This is a genomic window from Desulfovibrio sp. DV (genome assembly GCF_001936595.1).
Lineage (GTDB): Bacteria > Desulfobacterota > Desulfovibrionia > Desulfovibrionales > Desulfovibrionaceae > Solidesulfovibrio.
On sequence record NZ_MLBG01000002.1, the window covers coordinates 1 to 19,616 of the forward strand.

Annotated in this window: 23 protein-coding genes; 5 read left to right on the forward strand and 18 right to left on the reverse strand. The window is 65.0% G+C overall.

Annotation, left to right across the window (positions count from 1 at the left end; genetic code table 11):
• Positions 1 to 29: 29 nt before the first annotated feature.
• The 6 genes from DVDV_RS00600 to DVDV_RS00625 form a co-directional block, all read right to left on the reverse strand.
• Entirely contained in the window at positions 30 to 566 is a 537-nt protein-coding gene (locus DVDV_RS00600) for a GDSL-type esterase/lipase family protein (protein ID WP_075352803.1), read from the reverse strand.
• Positions 567 to 704: 138 nt separating this feature from the next.
• Complete coding sequence (lysA, locus tag DVDV_RS00605; protein WP_075352804.1) at positions 705 to 1,943, reverse strand: diaminopimelate decarboxylase; 1,239 nt, start codon at positions 1,941 to 1,943, stop codon at positions 705 to 707.
• Positions 1,944 to 1,956: 13 nt separating this feature from the next.
• Complete coding sequence (gene mutS, locus DVDV_RS00610; RefSeq protein ID WP_075352805.1) at positions 1,957 to 4,599, reverse strand: DNA mismatch repair protein MutS; 2,643 nt, start codon at positions 4,597 to 4,599, stop codon at positions 1,957 to 1,959.
• 36 nt (positions 4,600 to 4,635) lie between these two features.
• On the reverse strand, positions 4,636 to 5,025 hold the full coding sequence (locus tag DVDV_RS00615) for a LapA family protein (protein ID WP_075352806.1): 390 nt from the start codon (positions 5,023 to 5,025) through the stop codon (positions 4,636 to 4,638).
• A gap of 13 nt (positions 5,026 to 5,038) precedes the next feature.
• Positions 5,039 to 5,539 (reverse strand): HIT domain-containing protein, encoded by a 501-nt coding sequence (locus DVDV_RS00620; RefSeq protein ID WP_075352807.1) that lies wholly within the window; start codon positions 5,537 to 5,539, stop codon positions 5,039 to 5,041.
• Positions 5,539 to 6,027: a TIGR00725 family protein gene (locus tag DVDV_RS00625; RefSeq protein WP_075352808.1), complete on the reverse strand. Its 489-nt coding sequence runs from the start codon at positions 6,025 to 6,027 to the stop codon at positions 5,539 to 5,541. The genes DVDV_RS00620 and DVDV_RS00625 overlap by 1 nt, the downstream gene beginning before the upstream one ends.
• Positions 6,028 to 6,143: 116 nt before the next feature.
• On the opposite strand from DVDV_RS00625, the gene uvrC reads away from it, so the two are divergent.
• Genes uvrC through DVDV_RS00640 form a run of 3 tightly spaced genes read left to right on the forward strand, consistent with a single transcriptional unit; the run spans position 6,144 to position 8,932 of the window.
• Positions 6,144 to 7,982, forward strand: a complete 1,839-nt coding sequence (uvrC, locus tag DVDV_RS00630; RefSeq protein WP_075352809.1) for an excinuclease ABC subunit UvrC — start codon at positions 6,144 to 6,146, stop codon at positions 7,980 to 7,982.
• Between the two features lie 52 nt (positions 7,983 to 8,034).
• Positions 8,035 to 8,721: a bifunctional 2-polyprenyl-6-hydroxyphenol methylase/3-demethylubiquinol 3-O-methyltransferase UbiG gene (locus tag DVDV_RS00635; protein ID WP_075352810.1), complete on the forward strand. Its 687-nt coding sequence runs from the start codon at positions 8,035 to 8,037 to the stop codon at positions 8,719 to 8,721.
• Between the two features lie 4 nt (positions 8,722 to 8,725).
• Positions 8,726 to 8,932, forward strand: coding sequence for a YwbE family protein (locus DVDV_RS00640; protein ID WP_075352811.1), 207 nt, complete (start codon positions 8,726 to 8,728; stop codon positions 8,930 to 8,932).
• On the opposite strand, the gene DVDV_RS00645 is transcribed toward DVDV_RS00640, so the two are convergent.
• On the reverse strand, positions 8,880 to 9,866 hold the full coding sequence (locus DVDV_RS00645; RefSeq protein ID WP_075352812.1) for a DMT family transporter: 987 nt from the start codon (positions 9,864 to 9,866) through the stop codon (positions 8,880 to 8,882). The two genes, DVDV_RS00640 and DVDV_RS00645, sit on opposite strands and share 53 nt — an antisense overlap.
• 69 nt (positions 9,867 to 9,935) lie before the next feature.
• Here DVDV_RS00645 and DVDV_RS00650 point away from each other — a divergent pair, with 69 nt between their 5' ends.
• Positions 9,936 to 10,841, forward strand: a complete 906-nt coding sequence (locus DVDV_RS00650; RefSeq protein WP_075352813.1) for a LysR family transcriptional regulator — start codon at positions 9,936 to 9,938, stop codon at positions 10,839 to 10,841.
• On the opposite strand, the gene DVDV_RS00655 is transcribed toward DVDV_RS00650, so the two are convergent.
• The 10 genes from DVDV_RS00655 to DVDV_RS00695 form a co-directional block, all read right to left on the reverse strand.
• The gene (locus tag DVDV_RS00655) at positions 10,807 to 11,043 is read right to left on the reverse strand and encodes a hypothetical protein (RefSeq protein WP_075352814.1); all 237 of its coding nucleotides are present in this window, start codon (positions 11,041 to 11,043) and stop codon (positions 10,807 to 10,809) included. The two genes, DVDV_RS00650 and DVDV_RS00655, sit on opposite strands and share 35 nt — an antisense overlap.
• 189 nt (positions 11,044 to 11,232) lie before the next feature.
• The gene (locus tag DVDV_RS00660; RefSeq protein WP_075352815.1) at positions 11,233 to 11,733 is read right to left on the reverse strand and encodes a DUF488 family protein; all 501 of its coding nucleotides are present in this window, start codon (positions 11,731 to 11,733) and stop codon (positions 11,233 to 11,235) included.
• A complete protein-coding gene (locus tag DVDV_RS00665) occupies positions 11,733 to 12,311 on the reverse strand; it encodes a DNA-3-methyladenine glycosylase I (RefSeq protein ID WP_075352927.1) in 579 nt (192 codons plus the stop codon). The genes DVDV_RS00660 and DVDV_RS00665 overlap by 1 nt, the downstream gene beginning before the upstream one ends.
• A gap of 197 nt (positions 12,312 to 12,508) precedes the next feature.
• On the reverse strand, positions 12,509 to 13,729 hold the full coding sequence (locus DVDV_RS00670) for a menaquinone biosynthesis decarboxylase (RefSeq protein WP_254845171.1): 1,221 nt from the start codon (positions 13,727 to 13,729) through the stop codon (positions 12,509 to 12,511).
• Positions 13,660 to 13,926 (reverse strand): UbiD family decarboxylase domain-containing protein, encoded by a 267-nt coding sequence (locus tag DVDV_RS23070; RefSeq protein ID WP_254845172.1) that lies wholly within the window; start codon positions 13,924 to 13,926, stop codon positions 13,660 to 13,662. The genes DVDV_RS00670 and DVDV_RS23070 overlap by 70 nt, the downstream gene beginning before the upstream one ends.
• An 80-nt stretch (positions 13,927 to 14,006) precedes the next feature.
• Entirely contained in the window at positions 14,007 to 14,987 is a 981-nt protein-coding gene (locus tag DVDV_RS00675; protein WP_075352816.1) for a hypothetical protein, read from the reverse strand.
• A 253-nt stretch (positions 14,988 to 15,240) separates the two neighbouring features.
• Positions 15,241 to 15,699, reverse strand: a complete 459-nt coding sequence (locus DVDV_RS00680) for a hypothetical protein (protein ID WP_075352817.1) — start codon at positions 15,697 to 15,699, stop codon at positions 15,241 to 15,243.
• A 31-nt stretch (positions 15,700 to 15,730) separates the two neighbouring features.
• Positions 15,731 to 16,591, reverse strand: a complete 861-nt coding sequence (locus DVDV_RS00685) for a J domain-containing protein (protein WP_083634526.1) — start codon at positions 16,589 to 16,591, stop codon at positions 15,731 to 15,733.
• Positions 16,563 to 17,057, reverse strand: a complete 495-nt coding sequence (locus DVDV_RS00690; RefSeq protein WP_075352818.1) for a YkgJ family cysteine cluster protein — start codon at positions 17,055 to 17,057, stop codon at positions 16,563 to 16,565. Before DVDV_RS00690 ends, DVDV_RS00685 begins: the two co-directional genes overlap by 29 nt.
• A gap of 9 nt (positions 17,058 to 17,066) precedes the next feature.
• The gene (locus DVDV_RS00695; RefSeq protein ID WP_075352819.1) at positions 17,067 to 17,480 is read right to left on the reverse strand and encodes a CoA-binding protein; all 414 of its coding nucleotides are present in this window, start codon (positions 17,478 to 17,480) and stop codon (positions 17,067 to 17,069) included.
• 77 nt (positions 17,481 to 17,557) lie between these two features.
• On the opposite strand from DVDV_RS00695, the gene mqnC reads away from it, so the two are divergent.
• Positions 17,558 to 18,601, forward strand: coding sequence for a cyclic dehypoxanthinyl futalosine synthase (mqnC, locus tag DVDV_RS00700; protein ID WP_075352820.1), 1,044 nt, complete (start codon positions 17,558 to 17,560; stop codon positions 18,599 to 18,601).
• On the opposite strand, the gene DVDV_RS00705 is transcribed toward mqnC, so the two are convergent.
• The gene (locus tag DVDV_RS00705; protein WP_075352821.1) at positions 18,580 to 19,488 is read right to left on the reverse strand and encodes a DMT family transporter; all 909 of its coding nucleotides are present in this window, start codon (positions 19,486 to 19,488) and stop codon (positions 18,580 to 18,582) included. The two genes, mqnC and DVDV_RS00705, sit on opposite strands and share 22 nt — an antisense overlap.
• Positions 19,489 to 19,616 lie beyond the last annotated feature (128 nt).

A 19,616-nucleotide genomic window follows, 5' to 3' on the forward strand; every position in this document is an offset into this window, starting at 1 on the left:
CTGGTTGCCCATGGGTGGCCTCCCCGGCGTCACATCCGGCTGACGATGAGCTTTTTCCAGAGGGAATAGGCGTTTTTGGTCAGATGGATGCCGTCGTCGGTAAAATTGGAGCCGAGCTTGCCGTCCTCGGCCAGAAACGGATCGTAGATGTCGAGATAGCGCACAAAGCCGTTTTTGCGGTCGCAAAGGGCCCGCAACCGCGCATTGGTGGCCACGATGCCGGCGTTGTCGATGGACTGGCTGCGGGTGGGCAGAATGCTTTGCACGTAAATAAGCGTGTAGGGCGAGATGGTCTGGATGGTGCTTATGATCTTGTCGTAATTGGCCAGGATGCGATCCGGGGCAGCAATTTCGTTGATGCCGATCATGAGAAAGAGTTTGTGCGGCTTTTGGCGGGCAATGGGCTCGATACGTTTGAGCAGGTCGGCGCTGGTGGAGGACTCCACGCCGCTGACGAAGATCTTTTGGGGCTGGTCGAAGAGATTATAGATTTCCCAACCCTTGGTGATGCTGTCGCCGCAAAAGACGATCTGCATGGCGAGCAGGACGGGAAGGGCGGGGTTCACGCTCGGTACCCTCCAACCGATGGCGATGTCGGCCAGTGTTGGTTGCGCAGCTGCGGCGGGCAGGCTGTCGGACACATCCGGTCAAGGCGTGGCGGCGGCCCCAAAGAGAGGCCGCCGCCGACTCATCAGGCCGTGGGATCAGCGTTCCAGGGCAATGAGGTCGTCGTAGCTCTCGCGGCGGCGGGCCACGATGACCTCATCGCCGTCAACCAGAATCTCAGCCGCCCGGGGGCGGGAGTTGTAGTTCGAGGACATGGTGAAGCCGTAGGCGCCGGCCGAGTACACGGCCAGCAGTTCGCCCGGGGCCACGGCCGGCAGATTGCGGTCGCGGGCCAGGAAGTCGCCGGATTCGCAGATGGGGCCGACCACATCCACGTTGAGTTCGGGACGGTGGGCCGGGCGCACCTCGCGGATGGCGTGGTAGGAATCATACAGCGAAGGCCGGATCAGGTCGTTCATACCCGCGTCGACAATGATGAAATCCTTGCTCGGCGTTTTTTTGGTGTAGACCGCCTCGGTGACCAGGATGCCGGCATTGCCGACGATGACCCGGCCGGGTTCGAGGATGAGGGTGATGGGCAGATCGCCGAGCACCTTGGTCAGGGCCTGGCCGAACTCGCTTGGGTGCGGCGGCTCCTCCTCGTTGTACTGGATGCCAAGGCCGCCGCCGAGGTCGAGGTAGGTGGTCTCGATGCCCATGGCGGTCAGTTTGTCCCGGAAGGCCAGGATCTTGTCCAGGGCTTCGAGGAAGGGTGAAATGGAGGTGAGCTGGGAGCCGATGTGGCAGTCAATGCCGATCGGGGTCACACCCGGCAGCTCCATGGCCTTGGCGTAGGCGGCCAGGGAATGCTCGATATCCAGGCCGAATTTGTTCTTTTTAAGGCCCGTGGAGATGTAGGGATGGGTCTTGGGATCCACGTCGGGGTTGATGCGAATGCTCACCTTGGCCGTCTTGCCCAGGCGGGTGGCAATGGCGCTTAACCGCTCCAGTTCGCCGGTGGACTCCACGTTGAACATGAGGATGCCGGCGGTGAGCGCCTCTTCGATCTCCTTGGCCCGCTTGCCCACGCCCGAATAGACGATCTTGGCCGGATCGACGCCGGCGGCCAGGGCGCGATACAGTTCGCCGCCGGAGACAATGTCCATGCCGGCACCCTGGGCGGCCAGGGTTTTGAGCACCGACAGGTTGGAATTGGCCTTGACCGAATAGCAGGTGAGATGCGGCAGACCGGCAAAGGCCGAATCAAAGGCCGTGAAATGGCGGCGCAGGGTGGCAGCGCTGTAGACGTAGAGCGGGGTGCCGTAGGCAGCGACCAGGGTCGAGACAGGCACGTCTTCGGCGTACAGTTCGTCGCCCCGGTACTCGAAATGATGCATGGTGAAAATCTCCTTAGCAGGCATTGCCGCCATAGCGGCCTTTCCAGTCGCAAAGCAGGGTCAGAGCCTCAAGGGGCGTCATCCGGTCTAGTTCGAGGCGCGACAGTTCGTCAAGAAGCAGGCCGGCGGTTTGCGGCATGTCCGGGGTGTGCGGTCCGGCCTCGGCCGGCGGCACGGCAAAAAGTCCGGGCAGCGAGGGTTGGCCCCGTTCCCGCGAGGCCCGGCCATCGCGAGCCGGATCGCGGCTGCGCTCCAGTTCTTCCAGGAGTTCCCTGGCCCGTTTGACCACGTTGCGCGGCACCCCGGCCAGCCGGGCCACTTCCACGCCGTAGCTGCGGTCGGCCGGTCCGGGGAGCAGGCGGCGCAGGAAAATGATGTCGCCCTTCCATTCCTTGACCGCGATATTGAAGTTGCGAAGCCCGGGCAGCCGGCCTTCCAGGGCGGTCAGCTCATGGTAGTGGGTGGCAAAAAGGGTGCGTACGCCCTGGCCGTCGTCGCGGTTGCACAGTTCCTCGACAACGGCCCAGGCCAGGGCCAGTCCGTCGAAGGTGGCTGTGCCGCGTCCGATCTCATCTAAAATGACCAGACTGCGTTTGCCGGCTTGGCGCAGGATGCGGGCGGTTTCCATCATTTCCACCATGAAGGTGGACTGGCCCTGGGCCAGATTGTCCGAGGCCCCGACCCGGCAAAAGACCCGGTCCACCAGACCGATGGCGGCCTTGGCCGCCGGTACGAAGGAGCCGATCTGGGCCAGGATGGCGATGATGGCGGTCTGGCGCAGCACCGTCGATTTTCCGGCCATGTTGGGACCGGTTATGAGGAGCACCTTGGTGGCTTCGTCAAGGCTGACGTCGTTTGGGATGTAGTTGCCAACGCCCTGGACAGCCTCGACCACGGGATGGCGGCCGGAACGGATGGTGATGGCCAGGCCGGTATGGAGTTCCGGCCGGGTCCAGTCGCCAATGACGGCGGCCTCGGCCAGCCCCTGCCAGACGTCGAAACGGGCCACCCGGGCGGCGGTGTCCATGACGCGCTCGCGAAGGGCGGCGATATGGTCGCGCAGTTCACGGAACAGATTGTATTCCAGGGTTTTGCGTTTTTCCCCGGAGGCCAGGATCTTTTCTTCGAGGGTTTTGAGCGTGGGCGTGACGTAGCGTTCGCAGTTGGCCAGGGTCTGGCGGCGCTCGAAATGGGCCGGGGGGTAGCCGGCGGATTTGGTCAGCTCGAAATAATAGCCAAAGACCCGGTTGTAGCCGAGCTTGAGCTTGGGCAGACTGCCGTCGGCCTGTTCCTGGGCCAGGAGCTCCTGGAGCTTTTGCTCTCCGTGCTCGGCCAGATCAAGCAACTCGTCGAGTTCGGGATGGTAGCCGGGCCGAAAAAGTCCACCCTCGGTGACGAGCACCGGCGGCGAATCGACCAGGGCGCGCGCAAGCAGCTGACAGACGTCTTCGAGGTCGTCCCAGCCCGAGAGGAGATCGGTCGTCGCCTTGGGCGCTTGGGCATTGGCCGCGGCCAGCAGCGTGCGCAACCGGGGCAGGGCGGCCAGGGACTGGCGCAGGGCCGTGAAGTCGCGCGGCACGGCCCGGCCGAGAAAGATGCGGGTAATAAGCCGCTCCAGGTCGTAGACCCCGGCCAGGGCTTCGCGGCTCTCCCGGCGAAGGCCCTCGTCCTCGACAAAAAGGGCCACTGCGGCCTGAGTGTCGTGGATGGGGGCCAGATCAAGCCAGGGCTGGCGCAGCATGGTTTCCAGGAGCCGCCCGCCCATGGGCGTCTGGGTCCGGTCCAGGACATGCCATAAGGTGCCCTGGCCCTTGCGGCCGTCCAGGCGGCGAAAGATTTCGAGATTGCGCTCGGTGACCTCGTCAAGGAGCATATGCCGGCCGAGGTTTACGGGCTTAAATGGAGCCAAATGGCCCAGGTCGCGCATGTAGGTGGCGCTTAAAAAGGTCAAAAGCGCGCCCATGGCCCGCACGAGTTGGGGCTTGTCGCTGCAGTCAAGTGCGGCCAGATCGGCCACGGACTGGGCCGAGAGCACCTTGTCGCGGCCGGCGGCGAAATCGAAATGGGGCCGCAGGGGAACGCGGGTGATCTGCACCCCGGAAAGGGGCGTTTCGCGCGGCGGCACAAGACCGTCCGGCAACAGCAGTTCCCGGGGGCCGATCTTGGCCGTCCACTGCCACAACCGGGCGGCGTCGCGGGAAAAGAGCCCGGACCATTCGCCGGTGGAGCAGTCCACCCAGGCCAGTCCGCCGGCCCGTTCGTCGTGGTCATAATACAAAGCGGCCAGGAAATTGTGTTCCTTGGCCTTGAGGTTGCCGTCTTCGACCGCCGTGCCCGGGGTAAGCACCCTGGTGACGGCCCGTTTGACCAGCCCCTTGGCCTGCTTGGGGTCTTCGATCTGGTCACACACGGCCACGGAAAAACCGCGCTCGAGCAGCACGGTCAGATACCCCTCGGCGGCGTGGTGGGGCACGCCGCACATGGGGATCGGGGATTCGGCCCCGGGGTTGCGCGTGGTCAGGGTGATTTGCAGTTCCCGGGCCGCCGTATGGGCGTCCTCGAAGAACAACTCGTAGAAATCCCCCATGCGGTAAAACAGCAGCGCATCCGGATGCTCGGACTTGGCGCGCAGATACTGCTCCAGCATGGGGGTCATCTTGAAATCCCCCACGGCAGACAAGGTCGGGCCGGCCTAGGCTTCGGCCTTTTTGGCCGGCTCGGCCATGGCCGCGGCCGGGCTCACCGTGGGCGCGGCAGCGACGTAGCTCGGCGGCGTGGCAACGGTGGATTTTTTCTGCTGGGCCATCTGTTTTTCCAGGGCGTTGACCTTGTTTTGCAGGCTGCGCATTCCGGCGGCCAGGCGAACCTTCTCGGCCAGGAAGTAGAGGGTGCAAAACAGGCCGCCGGCCACAAAGCTGAGCAGCAGCACGACATAGAAGGGAACCCCGGGGGTCTGGACCTGGTAGCCGAAGGCACCGAGTTTGAGCAGCAGCGGGGTTTCTAAAATGGCGGTGTTCTGCACGAAAAAGAGCATGCAGACGAAGAAGAAAGCCAGCAGGAAAAGCACTTTGATCACGCGCATCGAGGCCTCCTTGTCACGACGTGACGGTTGCGAGGTAATCCGAAAAAAACGGTACGAGCCGGTCGTAAGTGGAAACGAGCAACTGCGGCATGACCCGCGTTTCGCTAAAAACAGCCATGAACGAAGAGTCGCCGTTCCACCGGGGCACCATCTGGTAGTGCAGGTGGGCGGCGATGCCGGAGCCGGCGGCTTCGCCCAGGTTAAGGCCGATATTGATGCCCTGGGGCTTCATGCACTCTTTGATCACCCGGGTGCAGTAGGCAAGGCCCCTGGTCAATTCCAGGTTTTCCTCCCCCGAAAGCTCCGTCAGACAGCGGGCATGACGCAAGGGGGTGACCATGAGGTGGCCGGAATTATAGGGAAATTTGTTCATGATCACGAAGCTGTACCGCCCCCGGGCCAGCACCAGCCGCTCCCGATCCTCGTCCCGGGTCTGGGGCAGGCAGAACACGCAGGCATCGGGCTTGGGTCCGAGAATATAATCCATGCGCCACGGCGCCCACAACACATCCATCAAGACGACCCCGCATGATCCTTGCCGGTCAGAAGGGACTTGACCAGGGAAACCGCCTGCTGCGGTGTTGCGGCCGGCACAACGCCGGCCAGCGTATCGAAATGTCCCAGGACCACGACCGGACGCCCGATCTTAAGCGCCAGCCCGATTTCCGAAAGCGTTCCGGCTCCGCCGGAAACAGCCACCGTTGCCTCGCCGTTTTTGACCACCAGCACGTTTCGGGCGATGCCAAGGCCGGTGACGACAGGCACATCCACAAACGGGTTGGCGGCTGCCGCGTCGTCGCCGGGCAGGATGCCGATGGTGTCGCCGCCGGCCTCTTTGGCCCCCTGGCAAACAGCCGTCATCACGCCGCCAAGGCCTCCGCACACGACCGTAAAGCCGCTGTCGGCCAACAGGGCACCAAGCGTGCGGGCCGTCTCGTAAAGAGCCGGGTCGCAGGTGCCTGCGCCGATGACCGAAACCCGCCTGGGCCGTTGCTCGTTCATGTCCGCCATTGCTTACACGCGTCTTTGTCCAAGAGCAAGGGAGCCTTAGCAGTCAGGTGACAACTCCACGTCCCGGGGCTTGAGTCGACGGGGCCGTCAGGGTAGCATCCCCGCCTATGTTCACCTTTGATCCAAAAAATTTCCCAACGTCCCCAGGCGTTTATTTGATGAAGGGGAGTCGCGGGAAAATCCTTTACGTTGGCAAAGCAAAAAATCTGCGAGCCCGTCTTTCCTCCTATTTTCGAAACGACGCTGGCCACACCGTCAAGACCACGGCCCTGGTGGCGCGCATCGAGGGTGTGGACGTACTCATGACCGCCTCGGAGAAAGAGGCGCTGCTGCTTGAATCGAGCCTGATCAAAAAACACCGGCCCCGCTACAATGTGGTCCTCAAAGACGATAAGAACTACATTCTTTTCAAGCTCGACAAACGCTCGGCCTTCCCGCGCCTGGCCTTTACCCGCCGCGTCGAGCGCGACGGCGCAGCCTACTTCGGCCCGTTCACCTCGGCCTCGGCTGCCCGGGCCACCTGGAAGGAACTGGGCCGGGTCTTTCCCCTGCGCAAATGCGGCGACCGGGCCCTGGCCAACCGGGTGCGGCCGTGCCTGTACCACTTCATCGGCCAGTGTCTGGCCCCGTGCGTGCTGGCTGTGGATGCCGGGGAATACGGGGCGCTGGTGCGCCGGGTGGAAGCGTTTTTAACCGGCCGTTCGGCCGAGGTGCTCAAGGCCGTACAGCGGGAGATGGAGCAGGCGGCCGAGGAACTGGCGTTTGAAAAAGCGGCCGGTTTGCGCGATCTGCTCAGAGCCATGCGCAAGACCGTGGAGGGGCAGGCCACCGTGCTCACCCGGTTGGTGGACATGGATGTGGTCAATCTGGCCATTGCCGATTCCGGGGTCGGGCTTTGCGTGCTGTTTGTGCGCCAGGGGCGGCTCCTTGACCGCAAGACGTTTTTTTTCCCAGGCGTGGAAGCGGGCGAGGCGGTCTCGGCCGCGCTGACGGCCCTCCTGCAGTTCTACCGGCCGGAAAGCTTCATTCCGCCCCGGATCGTGGTTCCCGAAGGCCTGGCTCCGGGCGGCGGCGAAGGCGAGGCGGCCGGCGACGGGCAGGCCCTGGCTGAAATTCTCGAAGAGCGCCGGGGGATGGCCCTTCGTCTGGGACCGGCCCGGGGCCGCGAGGAACGCCAGCTTCTGGAGATGGCCGGGGTCAACGCGGCCCGGGCCGCCGAGGAAGCGGCCAAGGCCGCCGAGAACGATATTTTGCCGACCTTGGCCCGGACTTTCGGCCTGCCCGGTCTGTCGCGCCTGGAAGCCGTGGATGTGTCGCATCTGGGCGGCAAGGGCGTGCGGGTGGGGCTGGTGGTTTTTGAAGACGGCGTGGCGAAAAAAAGCGACTACCGGACCTACGCCTTTGCCGAGGCCGAAGGGACGTCGGATGACTACCTGACTCTGGCCGCTTTTGCCGCGAAACGGGCTGCGGCCGGGCCGCCCTGGCCCGATCTGCTGCTGATCGACGGCGGCAAGGGGCAGCTTGCCGCCGTTGGCCGGGCTCTGGACGAGGCCGGCGTTGGCGGGGCCTTTGCCCTGGCCTCCATCGCCAAAGGCGACCGTCGTTCCCAAAATGAAATGGATGACGTGATATTTGTGCCGGGCCGCAAAAATCCCCTGGCCCTGCGCTCGGGATCGCCGGAGCTGCTGTTTTTGCAGCGGGTGCGCGACACGGTCCACGACTATTCCATCGGCCGCCAGCGTCTGGCCCGGAACAAGGCCGGGCTTGCCAGCGATCTGCTGGCCCTGCCGGGGGTGGGACCGAAGACGGCCAAGCTCCTGTGGGACGCCTTCGGATCGGTGCCGGCCATGCGGGCGGCCTCGCTCGACGACATTCGGGCCGGGACCGGGCTTGGCCCCGGACGGGCGGCTGTGGTCCTGGCTGCCCTGGCCAGTCTTGGCCATTGATTTTTTCAAGTTTGTCAGGAAGTATAGCCGATCTTTTTGGAGTGGAGACCCCATGCCCCTGCAGCAATTCCTGGCCCTGGCCCATGGCATCGAACCCGAGCACCGCTACCGCACGGTCTACGATGCGGATTTCTCCGTGCTTGTCCCCGGCAAGGAAAGCATCGACCCGGATACGCTGGCCGCTTTTTCCCGCATCGACTTCGCCGGCCGCACGGTGGTGGACCTCGGCTGCAACTTCGGTTTCTTCACCTTCCAGGCCAGACGCCTGGGCGCGGCCGAGGTGGTGGGGGTGGACCGCGAGTCCCGGGTTCTTGATGGCTGCGAACTGCTCAAGAGCCATTTTGCCATCGACGGGGTGGCCTTTGCCTGCCACGACATCGACGACCCGGCCTGTTCCCTGCTTTCGCGCCGGTTCGACATTGCCATGCTCGTGGAATTTATCGGCAAAACATTTATTCTGGAAAATCGGGTGGGGCCGGCCCTGGCCTTTCTGGAGCGCCTGTCCGATCGGGAACTGATCGTGTCGGTGCAAAAGATCTACTGGATCAGGAAGGAGCTCGGCACCACGCCCGAGAAGCTCAAAGAACTGTATCCGGCCAAGTACATCGTTGGCGGCGATTTTTTGCTGCTTGACTACGTCTGCGACGCCCTGGGCCCGCGCTGGCGCATGGAGGCTTTGTCCCCCATGGTAGACGGCTACGAAAAACCGCGCAAATTCCTGCGCTTCGTACCGGCCTGACGCCATGGCCGATCCTACCAAACGGGCCGACATCCGGCCCGGGCTGGCCGTGGCCATCGTGCTTAAAAAAGACCAGCGCACCGGAGTGCTCACCCGGGGCGTGGTCAAGGATCTGCTGACCAAGTCCCCGGTCCATACCCGGGGCATCAAGGTGCGCCTCACCGATGGCCAGGTCGGCCGGGTGCACCAGATTCTCGACCAGCCCGCCTGACGGCCGTTTCCCAGCCGCGGTTGCCCATCCCGCCGTCCTGCCGGCGATTCGCGCGGACCGGCCGGGATGGGCCTGTGCCGTCCCGGGCCAAGGCCATGCCGCCAAGGGCCAGGGCAAAGCCGACTGCCTGGAGCGCGTCCAGCCCCGCCTCGAAAAAGACCCAGGACCACACCGCCGCCAGCGGCGGCACCAGAAAGAGCAAGGCCACGGCCCGGGCCGCCTCGCCCTGGCGCACCAGCCACACGAGCAGGGTCGTTGCCCCAAGGGAAAGCCCGGCAACGCTCCAGGCCAGGGCTGTAACAACGGTGGCCGACAGGACGAAACGCTCTTCTCCCCACACGACAGCCAGCACCAGCGTGACCAGGGCTGCGCCGCAATGCTGCAACGCACCGGCCGGACGCAGGTCCGTGGCCGCAAGCCCGGTCTTTTGCGCCAAGGCGCCAAGGGTGGCGGCCAGGACGCTGCCCCCGGCCAGAGCCAGGGCTGCCGGCGGCAGTGGCGTTTCCCCGCTCGCAGCCAGGGCCGGCCAGACCGCCAGCCCGACTCCGGCCAGGGCTGTGCCCATGCCGGCAGCCCGTCGAAACGAGAACGATTCTCCCAGGAACATCGCGGCCAAAAAAGCGGTCAGGGGCGGCTGCAGCGCGCCGGCCAGGGCCATGAGGCCCGGAGACAGCCCGAAGGCCACGGCCTGATAGCCGGCGGCCAGATACAGGCCGTTGGAGAGTCCTCCGGCCGCCAGATGCCCGAGCGTCAGACGCATTCCCGGCCAGGGCAGGCCGAAAGACCGGGCCAGGGCGGCCAGCACCAGGGCGGTTACGGCGAAGCGGGCTGTGAGAAACAGGCAGGGATCGGCCCAGGGGGCGATGGACCGGGCCACGATAAACCCGGTGGACCAGAGGCAGACAAAGACAAGGGGGGCGCAGCGTTTTGGCATGGAGCGGCTTTACGCCAGCCGATCCATAAGGTACAACGAAGACAATTTGTGTCAGGATAAATTCAATTTATGGATAAAAGCCCCTTTGACCTCCAGGCCCTGCGCACCCTGGTGGCTGTGGCCGATACCGGCGGATTCACCAAGGCGGCTTGTGTGCTGCACCGAACCCAGGCTGCGGTGAGCGCTGCCGTGGCCCTGCTCGAACAGGGGGCCGGGTGCCGCCTCTTTGACCGTTCACGCCAGGGTTGCCGGCCAACGCCGGCCGGCGATGTGCTTCTGGGCCATGCCCGGGAGATTTTGCTGCGGGTGGAAGCGGCGGCATCGGCCCTGGCATCGGCCCGGCCGGCCGGCCGGGTGCGCCTTGGCATCCCGGACGACGTGGTTTTGGGACTGGGCCTCCTGTTTGTCCGCCGGCTGGCCGAGGACAACCCGGAGGTCTTGGTCGATTTGCGTTGCGACCTGTCGGTCGCCCTGGAAGCGGCCTTGTGGGCCGGGGAGCTGGACCTGGCGGTGGTGGTGCGGGAGCCGGGGGGGCAGCAAGGGCACTTGCTTTTCCGCGATCCCCTGGTCTGGTGCGTCCCTCCGGGCTGCCGGCCGCACATGGAGCGGCCCTTGCCGGTGGCTCTTTTTGCCGAGGGCTGCCGTACCCGGCCCATGGCGCTTTCCGCCCTTACCAGCGCCGGCATCGCCTGGACTGAAGTCTGCCGCGCCTCCCAGGCGGCCGCATTGACGGCCATGGCTGCCGCGTGCCGGGCCGTGGTCGCCCTGGCTAGGCGGGCCGTGCCCCAGGACTGGCGCATTCTGGCCCCGGGGGAGGCCGGGTTGCCGTGGCTGCCCGATTATGCGGCTGCGCTGCTTTTGCCGCCGCAGCCGACGTCCCTGGCCAGCCTTGTGGCCGGGCTGCTCCTGGCCCTGGCCCGGGAGGGGGAAGACGCCGGGATTACAGCGCCTTCCACAACGTCTGCACCGGGGTGAAGGCCGCGTCCAGGGCCGGGCTTATTTCCACCAGCACCTCGCCGCCAGCCCGCACCACCCGTACATGGGCTTCCCCGTCAACCCCGGCCTCCCGGGCGGCCTCATGCCAGCGGTCCACATCCGCCGCCACGATGGCCTCGAAATCCGCTTCGGTCTGCAGCGGAGCGATAAAGCTTGAAACTGTCACCCAGGCACTCGTCACGACAATTCTCCTTGCAGTTGCGGCCAGTCCGGGCTGCACCGCCATCTATGACCCAGCCAGGGCGTCATGCGCCCGGCAGCCACGGGACAAATTCGATTCGTCATTGGTTGCGCATCCGGTGCATTGCCGGCGTTGCCGGCGCAGGCCGTGTCGCCGGCTTGCCGCGCCAACAAAGGCAGCGTGTCGGCTTCATTGCGGGTCCCGGTCGGCCAGGACGCAGGCCAGGGCGAAATCGTTCCAGGCCGGGGTGTGGGGCTCCAGCCGGCCATCGCCCCGGATATGCACCACCTTGGCCCCCCGGGCCAGGAGTTCCGGCGCGATGCGCCCGGCCCGGTGGCACCGTCTGGGGTCTTCCTCGGCGCACAGCAGAACCAGCCGCCAGGCCTGACGCCAGCAGTCCATGACCCGGTCGACTCCCCGGGAAAATGAGACTGCCGCGGCAATGGGCTCCCCCTGTCCCCGGCCGCCAAGCTCCCGGCCCAGATACACATAGGAAACCCCCCACAGCCCAAGGGAGGCGGCCAGGGCGTCCTTGGAAAATTGCGGCATGTAGCGGGAGACCGGGTGGGAGCGCACGTCGATGACCATATTGACGCCCTGGCGGGCCAGCAGGCTTAAAAACGTGGCCCGTTCATGGCCGCTGTGCCCGATGGTGTAGATGGGCGGGCGGGAAAGCGGTCCCGCCTGCATCAGGCTTCCCCGGCCAGCTCCCGGAACCGGAAGCAGTCGCGCAGGTGGTCGTTGACGAGTCCGGCGGCCTGCAGGAAGGCGTAGACAATGGTGGGGCCGACAAACCCGAAGCCACGGGCCTTGAGGTCGCGGCTGACGGTTTCGGCCAGCGGCGTGACTGCCGGAACCTGGCTGATGTGCTCCCAACCGCCGACCACGGGCCTCCCGTCCACAAAGCGCCATAGGTAGGCGTCAAAAGAACCAAACGCGTCGGCTGTCGCCAGAAAAGCCCGGGCGTTTTTCACCGAGGCCGCCACCTTGGCCCGGTTGCGGATGATGCCGGCGTCGGCGACCAGTTCGGCCATTTTGGCGTCGTCGTAGGCGGCCACGCGGGCCGGATCAAAGCCGTCGTAGGCCAGCCGGTAGCCCTCGCGGCGCTTGAGCACCGTCAGCCACGACAACCCGGCCTGCGCCCCTTCGAGGAGCAGCAGTTCAAAAAGCGCCCGGTCGTCATGGAGGGGCACGCCCCATTCCTCGTCATGATAGCGGACGTAGAGCGGCAACTCGCCGCACCATGGACACCGAAGCGTATCGCGCATCACGCCCATCCCCATCTTCCCCTTTGCAGGGGTCCGGGGGCTACCCTCCCCCGGCCGCCGGAGCAACGGTGGTTCCCGCCAAACGCAACAAGCAATATTCGCGTCTCGACTTGGCAACGCACCCGGTCAAATCAAATTTCCCCCAGGTGGGATTCCAAAGGGCTCAGCCCGTTGGCCGCCGGAGGCATTCTTCCCTCTTACAACCCAAGTTCGCCCCACAGGGCGTCGATGCGGGCCTTGGTGGTCTCGTCCATGGTGAGCGAATCGGGCCAGCCGCGCATGTGGCCTTCCTCGGGACCCTTCTTGGTGGCGTCGATGCCCATCTTGCCGCCATAGCAGGGCATGGGCGCGGCATGGTCCAGGGCGTCGAGCGGCCCGTCCACGATGATGACGTCGCGCCTGGGATCGACGTTGTTGCCCACGCGCCACAGCACCTCGGCCGTGTTTTGCACGTTGACCCCGGCATCCACCACCACGATGATTTTGGTGAACATCATCTGGCCCAGTCCCCAAATGGCGTACATGATCTTGCGCGTCTGGCCCGGGTAGCGTTTGTCGATGGAGACAAAGCAGAAGTTGTGGAACACGCCTTCGACCGGCAGGCTCAGGTCCACGATTTCCGGCAGCTGTTTTTTTATGAGCGGCAAGAACAGGCGTTCGGTGGCCTTGCCCATGTAGGTGTCTTCCATGGGCGGCGGGCCGACCAGGGTGGCCGGATAGACGGCGTCCTTGCGGTGGGTGATGGCGGTCACGTGAAAGACCGGATAGTCGTCGGCCAGGGAATAATAGCCGGTGTGGTCGCCAAAGGGGCCTTCGCGGCGACGCTCGCCCGGCTCGACATAGCCTTCCAGGACAAACTGGCTGTTGGCCGGCACCTGCAGGTCCACGGTCTTGCACTGGACGAGTTCCACGGCTTTCTGGCGCAGGAACCCGGCGAACAGGAATTCGTCGATGTCGTCGGGCAGCGGGGCGGTGGCGGCATAGGTGCAGGCCGGGTCCGGGCCGATGGCCACGGCCACGGGCAGGCGTTCGCCGCGTTTTTCGGCCAGATAGTAGTGGGCGGCGCTGCCTTTGTGACGGTGCCAGTGCATGCCGGTGGTGTTTTTGTCAAACACCTGCATCCGGTACATGCCGACGTTGCGCTTGCCGGACTCCGGGTCCCTGGTCACCACCACGGGGAAGGTGATAAACGGGCCGGCGTCGCCGGGCCAGGTGGTCAGCACCGGCAGGATGGACAGGTCCACGTCGTCGCCGGTCAGCACCACATCCTGGCAGGGGGCGCTGTCCACGGTTTTGGGAAAAATGCCGGCCATCTTGGCCAGCTTGGGCAACAGCTTGAGCTTTTCGATCAGCCCCTCGGGCTTTTCCATCTCCAAAATATCATCGATGCGCTGGCCCAGGCGTCCAGGTCGGTGCATTCCAGGGCCAGATGCATCCGGTCAAAGGAGCCGAAGGCGTTGGTCACCACCGGAAACCGCGATCCTTTGGGATTTTCAAAGAAAAGGGCCGGTCCCACGGCCTTGGAGACGCGGTCGGTGACCTCGGCGATCTCCAGATACGGGTCAAGCGTGGGCTTGATGCGTTTGAGTTCGCCTTTTTTCTCCAGCAGCCGCAAAAATTTCCTGCAAATCCTTGTACGCCATGAGGGAACGCTCCGGGTGTGGTCGATCCGGCAGAGCCTGCCGGTCCGCATATTTATACCCGAAGCCGCAGCCCCGTAAAGGGCCGGGCCGCACCGGCCAAAATCCTGGCCCAGAATCCCGAGGCCGCCTCGGCCGGGAGCCCGCCGGCAAAGAGGCAGACCGGGGCCAGCTCGCGCCGGCCAAAGCGCACCCGGGCCAGGCTGGCGATGACGGTATCGGCCAGGGCCGGGTTTTCCAGCATGAGGCGATAGCCGGCATGGGAGGCGTCCAGGGTGAACACTGCGGCAAGGCGTCCGACTTCCGGCAACCGGCCAAAGAGGCGCAGGGACCAGGACGTGGCGGTGCGCAGGGCCAGGACTTCGGACTGGCCAAGGCCCGGATATATCCAGGGCACATAGAGCGGCCGGCCCTGGGCCTTGGGAATGACCAGCCCGGCCAGTCGGACCAGTTCCCGGACCCGGGCCAGGGCTTGGCCGGCCTCGGGGTCGGCGTGGCACAGAGCCTGAAAGTCCGCCCGGGCCCGGGTGAGGTCCAGAAGCGGGCCGGACGCCGTCCCGGCCGGGCTTCCGGTGACCGCCGCATCAGGTTCGCCGGCAGACGCACCGGGAGCTTGTTCGGGAGAACTGCCGGGAAAAACGTCAGAGGGAAGGTCGGAAGGCGGCGCGTCGACCGGGGGCAACCGATGGAGCAGCGCCTCGAATTTCGACCGGGCGTCGGTCAGGGCCGCCAGCAGCAACACCGGGTCGTCGGCGGCCGACGGCGGCGGGGTGATGTCGCGCAGGAGAAGGTCAGGCTCCAGGCCTTCGATGCGAAAGACCAGTTCCCGGCCAGGGGCAGGCTCGTGGTCCAGGGCGGCCAGCAGCTTATGCCCGGCCACCACCACCCAGAACAGCCCGCCCGGTCCTGGCGAGACAAGCCGGCCGCGCACGATCTGCCCCACCCGCCGGCCGCGCCGGAAGGCCTGGGGATCGGAGCGGTCCTTGCCGCCGCTTGAAGGCTGGCCGCTGCCGCCGTATCCGCCTGTGACCCGCATACGGTCCCTTTATCGTTGACGATGTGGATGTTGGGCTGCCAGCCATGGTACGCCATGCAGCAGTCAAAGGGAGCATTACGAGGAACGGGCTGTTTTACCAATTCAAACAACAGGACGTCCTGCCCCGCTCCATGACCGACCGGATCTCGCGAGAGCGCAAACCCCTGTTTCTCCATTTTCCCCTTTGCAGGGGTCCGGGGGGATCATCCCCCCGGCCGCCGGAGGCATCTTCTCTTTCTTCTCGCCCTCCCGTCTATCGGCCGGTCAGCTCGAAATAGTCGGTGAGGTCGATGCCGGGAAAGACGTGGACCACGGGCGTGCAGGTTCCCTGGCGGATGATGTGGACTTGGCAGGGCACGGCCTTGCCGGGTGCAATGGCGTATTTGGCGATAAATTTCGGCCCGGGCGGCATACTGTTGACCAGGGTCAGGGTGAAGAGCTTGTCGGGCGCGTAGAGTGGTTCGCCGACGATGGGGGTGTCGGGGGTGAACCGGTAGGTGACGGCCAGGGGCGGGTAGGGTGTGGGAATGCCTTCGGTTGGCGAGGACGGCTGCCAGGGAGCCACGGAGACAAAGACGGCGGTGCCGGGAAAGACGTCGTAGCGGCAGGGGCCGCCGCGAACCGGCGACTCGGCGGTGTTTCCCATGGCCGGCAGCAGAAACCCGGCGGCCAGGGCGCACAGGACAATGAGGCGGATGGCGTTGGAGAGCATGGGGAGTCTCCTTTGCTTGGTGTCGAGAGGGTTATTTGGCCAGGAGCCGGAGATAGAGATCGCCGCGCATGGGGCCGATGCGCCGGCCCATGCCTTTGAGGCGGATGGGACGTCCCACGATGAAATCCGGAGGCAGGGTGACTTCCACCATGGTGGGTTTGGCGTTGCCCAGGCCATGGCGGATGCCCACGCGGATTCGGGTTCCCGGGAGCAGGCTGGTGCTTGGCAGGCGCACGGTCTGTTCGTCGTCGAGCTGTTTCCTCAAGTAGTCCTTGAGAGATCCAAAAAATCCCTTGGACATGTCGATAGATACTGCTCTATCCCCCCAGCTGAACGAGACCTCGCGCGCGCCTTTGGCGGCCACTTTCTGCTGCCGTTTCGGGCCATTCTTCACTTGCCGGTAAATGTCCTCGAAGACCTGCCGGGCAAAGGGGTCCTTGAGCAGATCCTGGAGCACTTCCTCGCGGCGGAAATAAAACCCGGCGTCGGCGTTGTCCTTGGAGGCCTTGGTATAGGCCTCTTTGGCTTTTTGCTGGTTGTGGGCCGCGCCGGGTTCGGGTCCCGGAGGCGGGCCGGGGCGGGTGGTGGTGCGGGCCTTGGCCTGCTCGTCCGGACCCTGGGGCCGGCCTGGGCCGGCGGTCCGGGATTCTTCCTTGGCCGAGGGGCCGGGGCCGCGGTCATCCCGGTCGGCCAGGTAGTGGCGCAGGAGGAGATAGGCTTCGTTTAACCGCTGGAACTTGCGTTTGGCGGCGGGATCATCGGGATGCAGGTCCGGGTGGAGCTTGAAGGCGAGCTTGCGATAGGCGGATTTGACGGCCTCAATGCCGTCGCCGGGTGAAACCCCGAGCAGCGAACGCGCCTGGTCAAGACGCATCGAAGCCGGGCCGGCCATGCTCCGCTTCCTCTGGGGTGTCCGGGTTCGTGTCGCTCACCAGGGCTTCGGGAACGTCCTCGCCCCGGGGGCGGCACAGATCATTGGCTACGAGATAGTCCCTGCCCTGGCGGGCAAACTCGGAGTGGGGGGCCTGGCGGTTGATGCCGGGGCAGTCTTCGGCAGCCATGGCGTGGCTGTCGGCGTCGATGATGTTGCCCCGAAAATAGGGCCAGGCCCGACAGACATCCGGCCGGGCCGGATGCACCGCGCAGCCAGCGGCGTAAAAGATGCAGTAGTCATCCGTGCCGGTCACCAGTCGATGGCGGCCGCCGACATGTTCGGTAAAGCGTTCGAGCAGCGTGTTGCGGTCAAGTCCCAGGTGGTCGCCCAGGCGCTTGATATCGAAAGCGGACATGACAATGCCGCCCACTCCTTCACAGCAGTGGCCGCAGCGTTGACAGGCAAAAGCAATGACAGACGGCATTTCCACACCCTATCCCCAAAGGCGACGGTATTCAACCATGATGCAACGATCTTCCACCACGCAGACTCCGGCCGGGGCCAGGGTCTTCCGGGCCTCGGGGCTGGCGATCCCGGACTGCATCCAGAAACAGGCCGGCCGCCGGGGCAGGGCCAGCACTTCATCGGCATGGGCCGGACAGCTGGCCGGGGCGCGGAACAGATTGACGATGTCGATGGGTTCGTCAATTTCCGCCAGGGTCTTGCAGGTGGCAAGGCCCCAGACCGTGGCCCGGGCCGGGTGGACGGGTATGACGCGGAAGCCGGCGTCGATCATGAAACGGCCAACCATGTCGACCTCGGTGCCGGGGCGGTCTTTGGCCCCGACCAGGGCAATGGTTTTGCCTGGGACAAGCAGCGCTTTGAGTGTGGTGTCGGCGTAGAGCATGGTTTCCGGGTGGTTTTCGTTTGCGGCAAAAAAGTGTATCGCCGTGGCGGCATCCCTGCCTGGAGGTCAATAGCACAATGCCAGATCGCGCCATAAGCCGTTTGCGGGTGGATGAGGCCCGGGCCCTGTGGGAGGGCGAGGACGTTTTTTCCCTGGGAAAAAAGGCCCACGCCGCCCGGCTGGCCCTGCATCCCGAACCGGTGGTCACCTATATCGTTGACCGTAATATCAATTATACCAATATTTGCGCCTGCGGCTGTCGGTTCTGCGCCTTTTTCAAGGCGCCGGGACAGCCCGGAGGCTACGTGCTTGGCCCGCAGGAGCTGGCGACCAAGGTGGCCGAGACCGTGGAACTCGGCGGCTACCAGATCCTGCTCCAGGGCGGGATGCATCCTGATCTGCACCTGGATTTCTACACCGGGATGCTGTCCTCGCTGCGGGACGGCTTTCCGGGCGTGGCCGTGCACGGGTTTTCCCCGCCGGAAATTGTCTTCCTGGCCAAAATGGAAGGGCTGTCCATAGCCGAGGTCCTGGCCGAACTCAAGGCTTCCGGACTGGCCTCGCTGCCCGGCGGCGGCGCGGAAATCCTGTCCGATCCCATCCGCAGCCATGTTTCGCCCAACAAGTGCCCGGCCGACCAATGGATCGAGGTCATGGCCACGGCCCATGGCCTGGGGCTTCGCAGCACGGCCACCATGGTCATCGGCCTGGGCGAAACCATCGAGCACCGGCTGGAACATCTCTCCCGGTTGCGCGACCTCCAGGATAAAACCGGCGGATTTACCGCCTTTATTCCCTGGACCTTTCAGCCCGGCAACACGGCCCTGGCCGTGCCCGAGGCCTCGTCCTGGGAGTATTTGCGGATGTTGGCCCTGTCCCGGCTTTTCCTGGACAACATCCCCAACATCCAGGCCTCCTGGGTCACCCAGGGGCCGATGGTGGGGCAGATGGCCCTTTATTTCGGGGCCAACGACTTCGGCTCCACCATGATCGAGGAAAATGTGGTGGCCGCTGCCGGAGTGCGCTTTTCCATGGAAGAGGACGACCTGCGCCGGCTGGTGGTCAAGGCCGGGTTCGAGCCGGTGCGGCGCAACATGGACTATTCCCGGCGCGAGGGCTGAACCCGTTTGGCCGGCCGGGCGCTTACGGCCACGCCGACAAGGGTCGTCGCGCCGCCGAGCCACTGGCCCGGGGTCAGGGTTTCGTCAAGAAAAAAGCGCGACAAGAGGCAGGTCACCACCGGAATGAGATTGATAAAGGCCGCTGCCTTGGCTGCCGGGGCACGGCTTACGCCGTAGTTGTACAGGCCGTAGGCCACGAAGGTGACGCCAAGGCCGAGAAAGACAATGGCCAGGACCGGCCCGAGGGTCAGGCGTTCGGGAAAGGGCGCAAAGACCAGGGCCGGTGAGAAAAAGATCATGCCGAGAAAGCTCTGGGCCGCGGTGAGATAGAGCGGCTTGTGGCGCACGGCCAGGCGCTTGCAGGTGATGATGTAGCCAACAGCACAGCACATGGCCACAAACTCCAGAAAATTCCCCAGGATGGGGCGCGGCGCGGCCGGGCTGTCCTCGCCCGTGACGCTCATGACGGCCACGCCGGCCACGGCCAGGAGCAGTCCGGCCATGGTTCGTTGTTCAAGTTTTTCTTTAAGAAAGAGGGCGGCGGCCACGGCCGTCATCACCGGCAACAGCGACGTGATCATCCCGGCCTGGGAGGCCTGCGTATAGGTCAGGGCCTGGGATTCGAAGATGAAATACAGGCACGGTTCGCAAAAGGCCATGAAGGCAATCCATTTCCAGTCGCCCCGGCCGGCGGCCAGCCCGCCCATGCGCCGCCACAGCAGTCCGAAGACCACCGAGGCCACGGCCATGCGGGAAAAAACGACCAACAGCGGCGAAACCTCGCGCATGGCGATCTTCATGGCGATAAACGAACTGCCCCATAAAATGGTCGCCCCGATAAGGGCGAAAAAAGCGGCCCAGGACAGCTCGCGGCGACTGCTTGGCATGGTCGCAATTCCTTTCCGGAGGGCTGTTTGGCTCGGCTTCGGCGCTGGTTGCCAAAGCTGGCCTGACCGCCCTCGGATGGCCGCTATGCCCGCCCCGGCCGCAGAAAGCAACCCCAACCGGAGTACCC

Bases quoted from the DNA above. Each gene is read 5' to 3' on its own strand.
- lysA (WP_075352804.1), bottom strand. From the start codon at position 1,943: ATGCATCATTTCGAGTACCGGGGCGACGAACTGTACGCCGAAGACGTG.
- mutS (WP_075352805.1), bottom strand. From the start codon at position 4,599: ATGACCCCCATGCTGGAGCAGTATCTGCGCGCCAAGTCCGAGCATCCG.
- DVDV_RS00615 (WP_075352806.1), bottom strand. From the start codon at position 5,025: ATGCGCGTGATCAAAGTGCTTTTCCTGCTGGCTTTCTTCTTCGTCTGC.
- DVDV_RS00620 (WP_075352807.1), bottom strand. From the start codon at position 5,539: ATGGATGTGTTGTGGGCGCCGTGGCGCATGGATTATATTCTCGGACCC.
- DVDV_RS00625 (WP_075352808.1), bottom strand. From the start codon at position 6,027: ATGAACGAGCAACGGCCCAGGCGGGTTTCGGTCATCGGCGCAGGCACC.
- uvrC (WP_075352809.1), top strand. From the start codon at position 6,144: ATGTTCACCTTTGATCCAAAAAATTTCCCAACGTCCCCAGGCGTTTAT.
- DVDV_RS00635 (WP_075352810.1), top strand. From the start codon at position 8,035: ATGCCCCTGCAGCAATTCCTGGCCCTGGCCCATGGCATCGAACCCGAG.
- DVDV_RS00640 (WP_075352811.1), top strand. From the start codon at position 8,726: ATGGCCGATCCTACCAAACGGGCCGACATCCGGCCCGGGCTGGCCGTG.
- DVDV_RS00645 (WP_075352812.1), bottom strand. From the start codon at position 9,866: ATGCCAAAACGCTGCGCCCCCCTTGTCTTTGTCTGCCTCTGGTCCACC.
- DVDV_RS00650 (WP_075352813.1), top strand. From the start codon at position 9,936: ATGGATAAAAGCCCCTTTGACCTCCAGGCCCTGCGCACCCTGGTGGCT.
- DVDV_RS00660 (WP_075352815.1), bottom strand. From the start codon at position 11,733: ATGCAGGCGGGACCGCTTTCCCGCCCGCCCATCTACACCATCGGGCAC.
- DVDV_RS00665 (WP_075352927.1), bottom strand. From the start codon at position 12,311: ATGCGCGATACGCTTCGGTGTCCATGGTGCGGCGAGTTGCCGCTCTAC.
- DVDV_RS00670 (WP_254845171.1), bottom strand. From the start codon at position 13,729: ATGCACCGACCTGGACGCCTGGGCCAGCGCATCGATGATATTTTGGAG.
- DVDV_RS00675 (WP_075352816.1), bottom strand. From the start codon at position 14,987: ATGCGGGTCACAGGCGGATACGGCGGCAGCGGCCAGCCTTCAAGCGGC.
- DVDV_RS00680 (WP_075352817.1), bottom strand. From the start codon at position 15,699: ATGCTCTCCAACGCCATCCGCCTCATTGTCCTGTGCGCCCTGGCCGCC.
- DVDV_RS00685 (WP_083634526.1), bottom strand. From the start codon at position 16,591: ATGGCCGGCCCGGCTTCGATGCGTCTTGACCAGGCGCGTTCGCTGCTC.
- DVDV_RS00690 (WP_075352818.1), bottom strand. From the start codon at position 17,057: ATGCCGTCTGTCATTGCTTTTGCCTGTCAACGCTGCGGCCACTGCTGT.
- DVDV_RS00695 (WP_075352819.1), bottom strand. From the start codon at position 17,480: ATGCTCTACGCCGACACCACACTCAAAGCGCTGCTTGTCCCAGGCAAA.
- mqnC (WP_075352820.1), top strand. From the start codon at position 17,558: ATGCCAGATCGCGCCATAAGCCGTTTGCGGGTGGATGAGGCCCGGGCC.
- DVDV_RS00705 (WP_075352821.1), bottom strand. From the start codon at position 19,488: ATGCCAAGCAGTCGCCGCGAGCTGTCCTGGGCCGCTTTTTTCGCCCTT.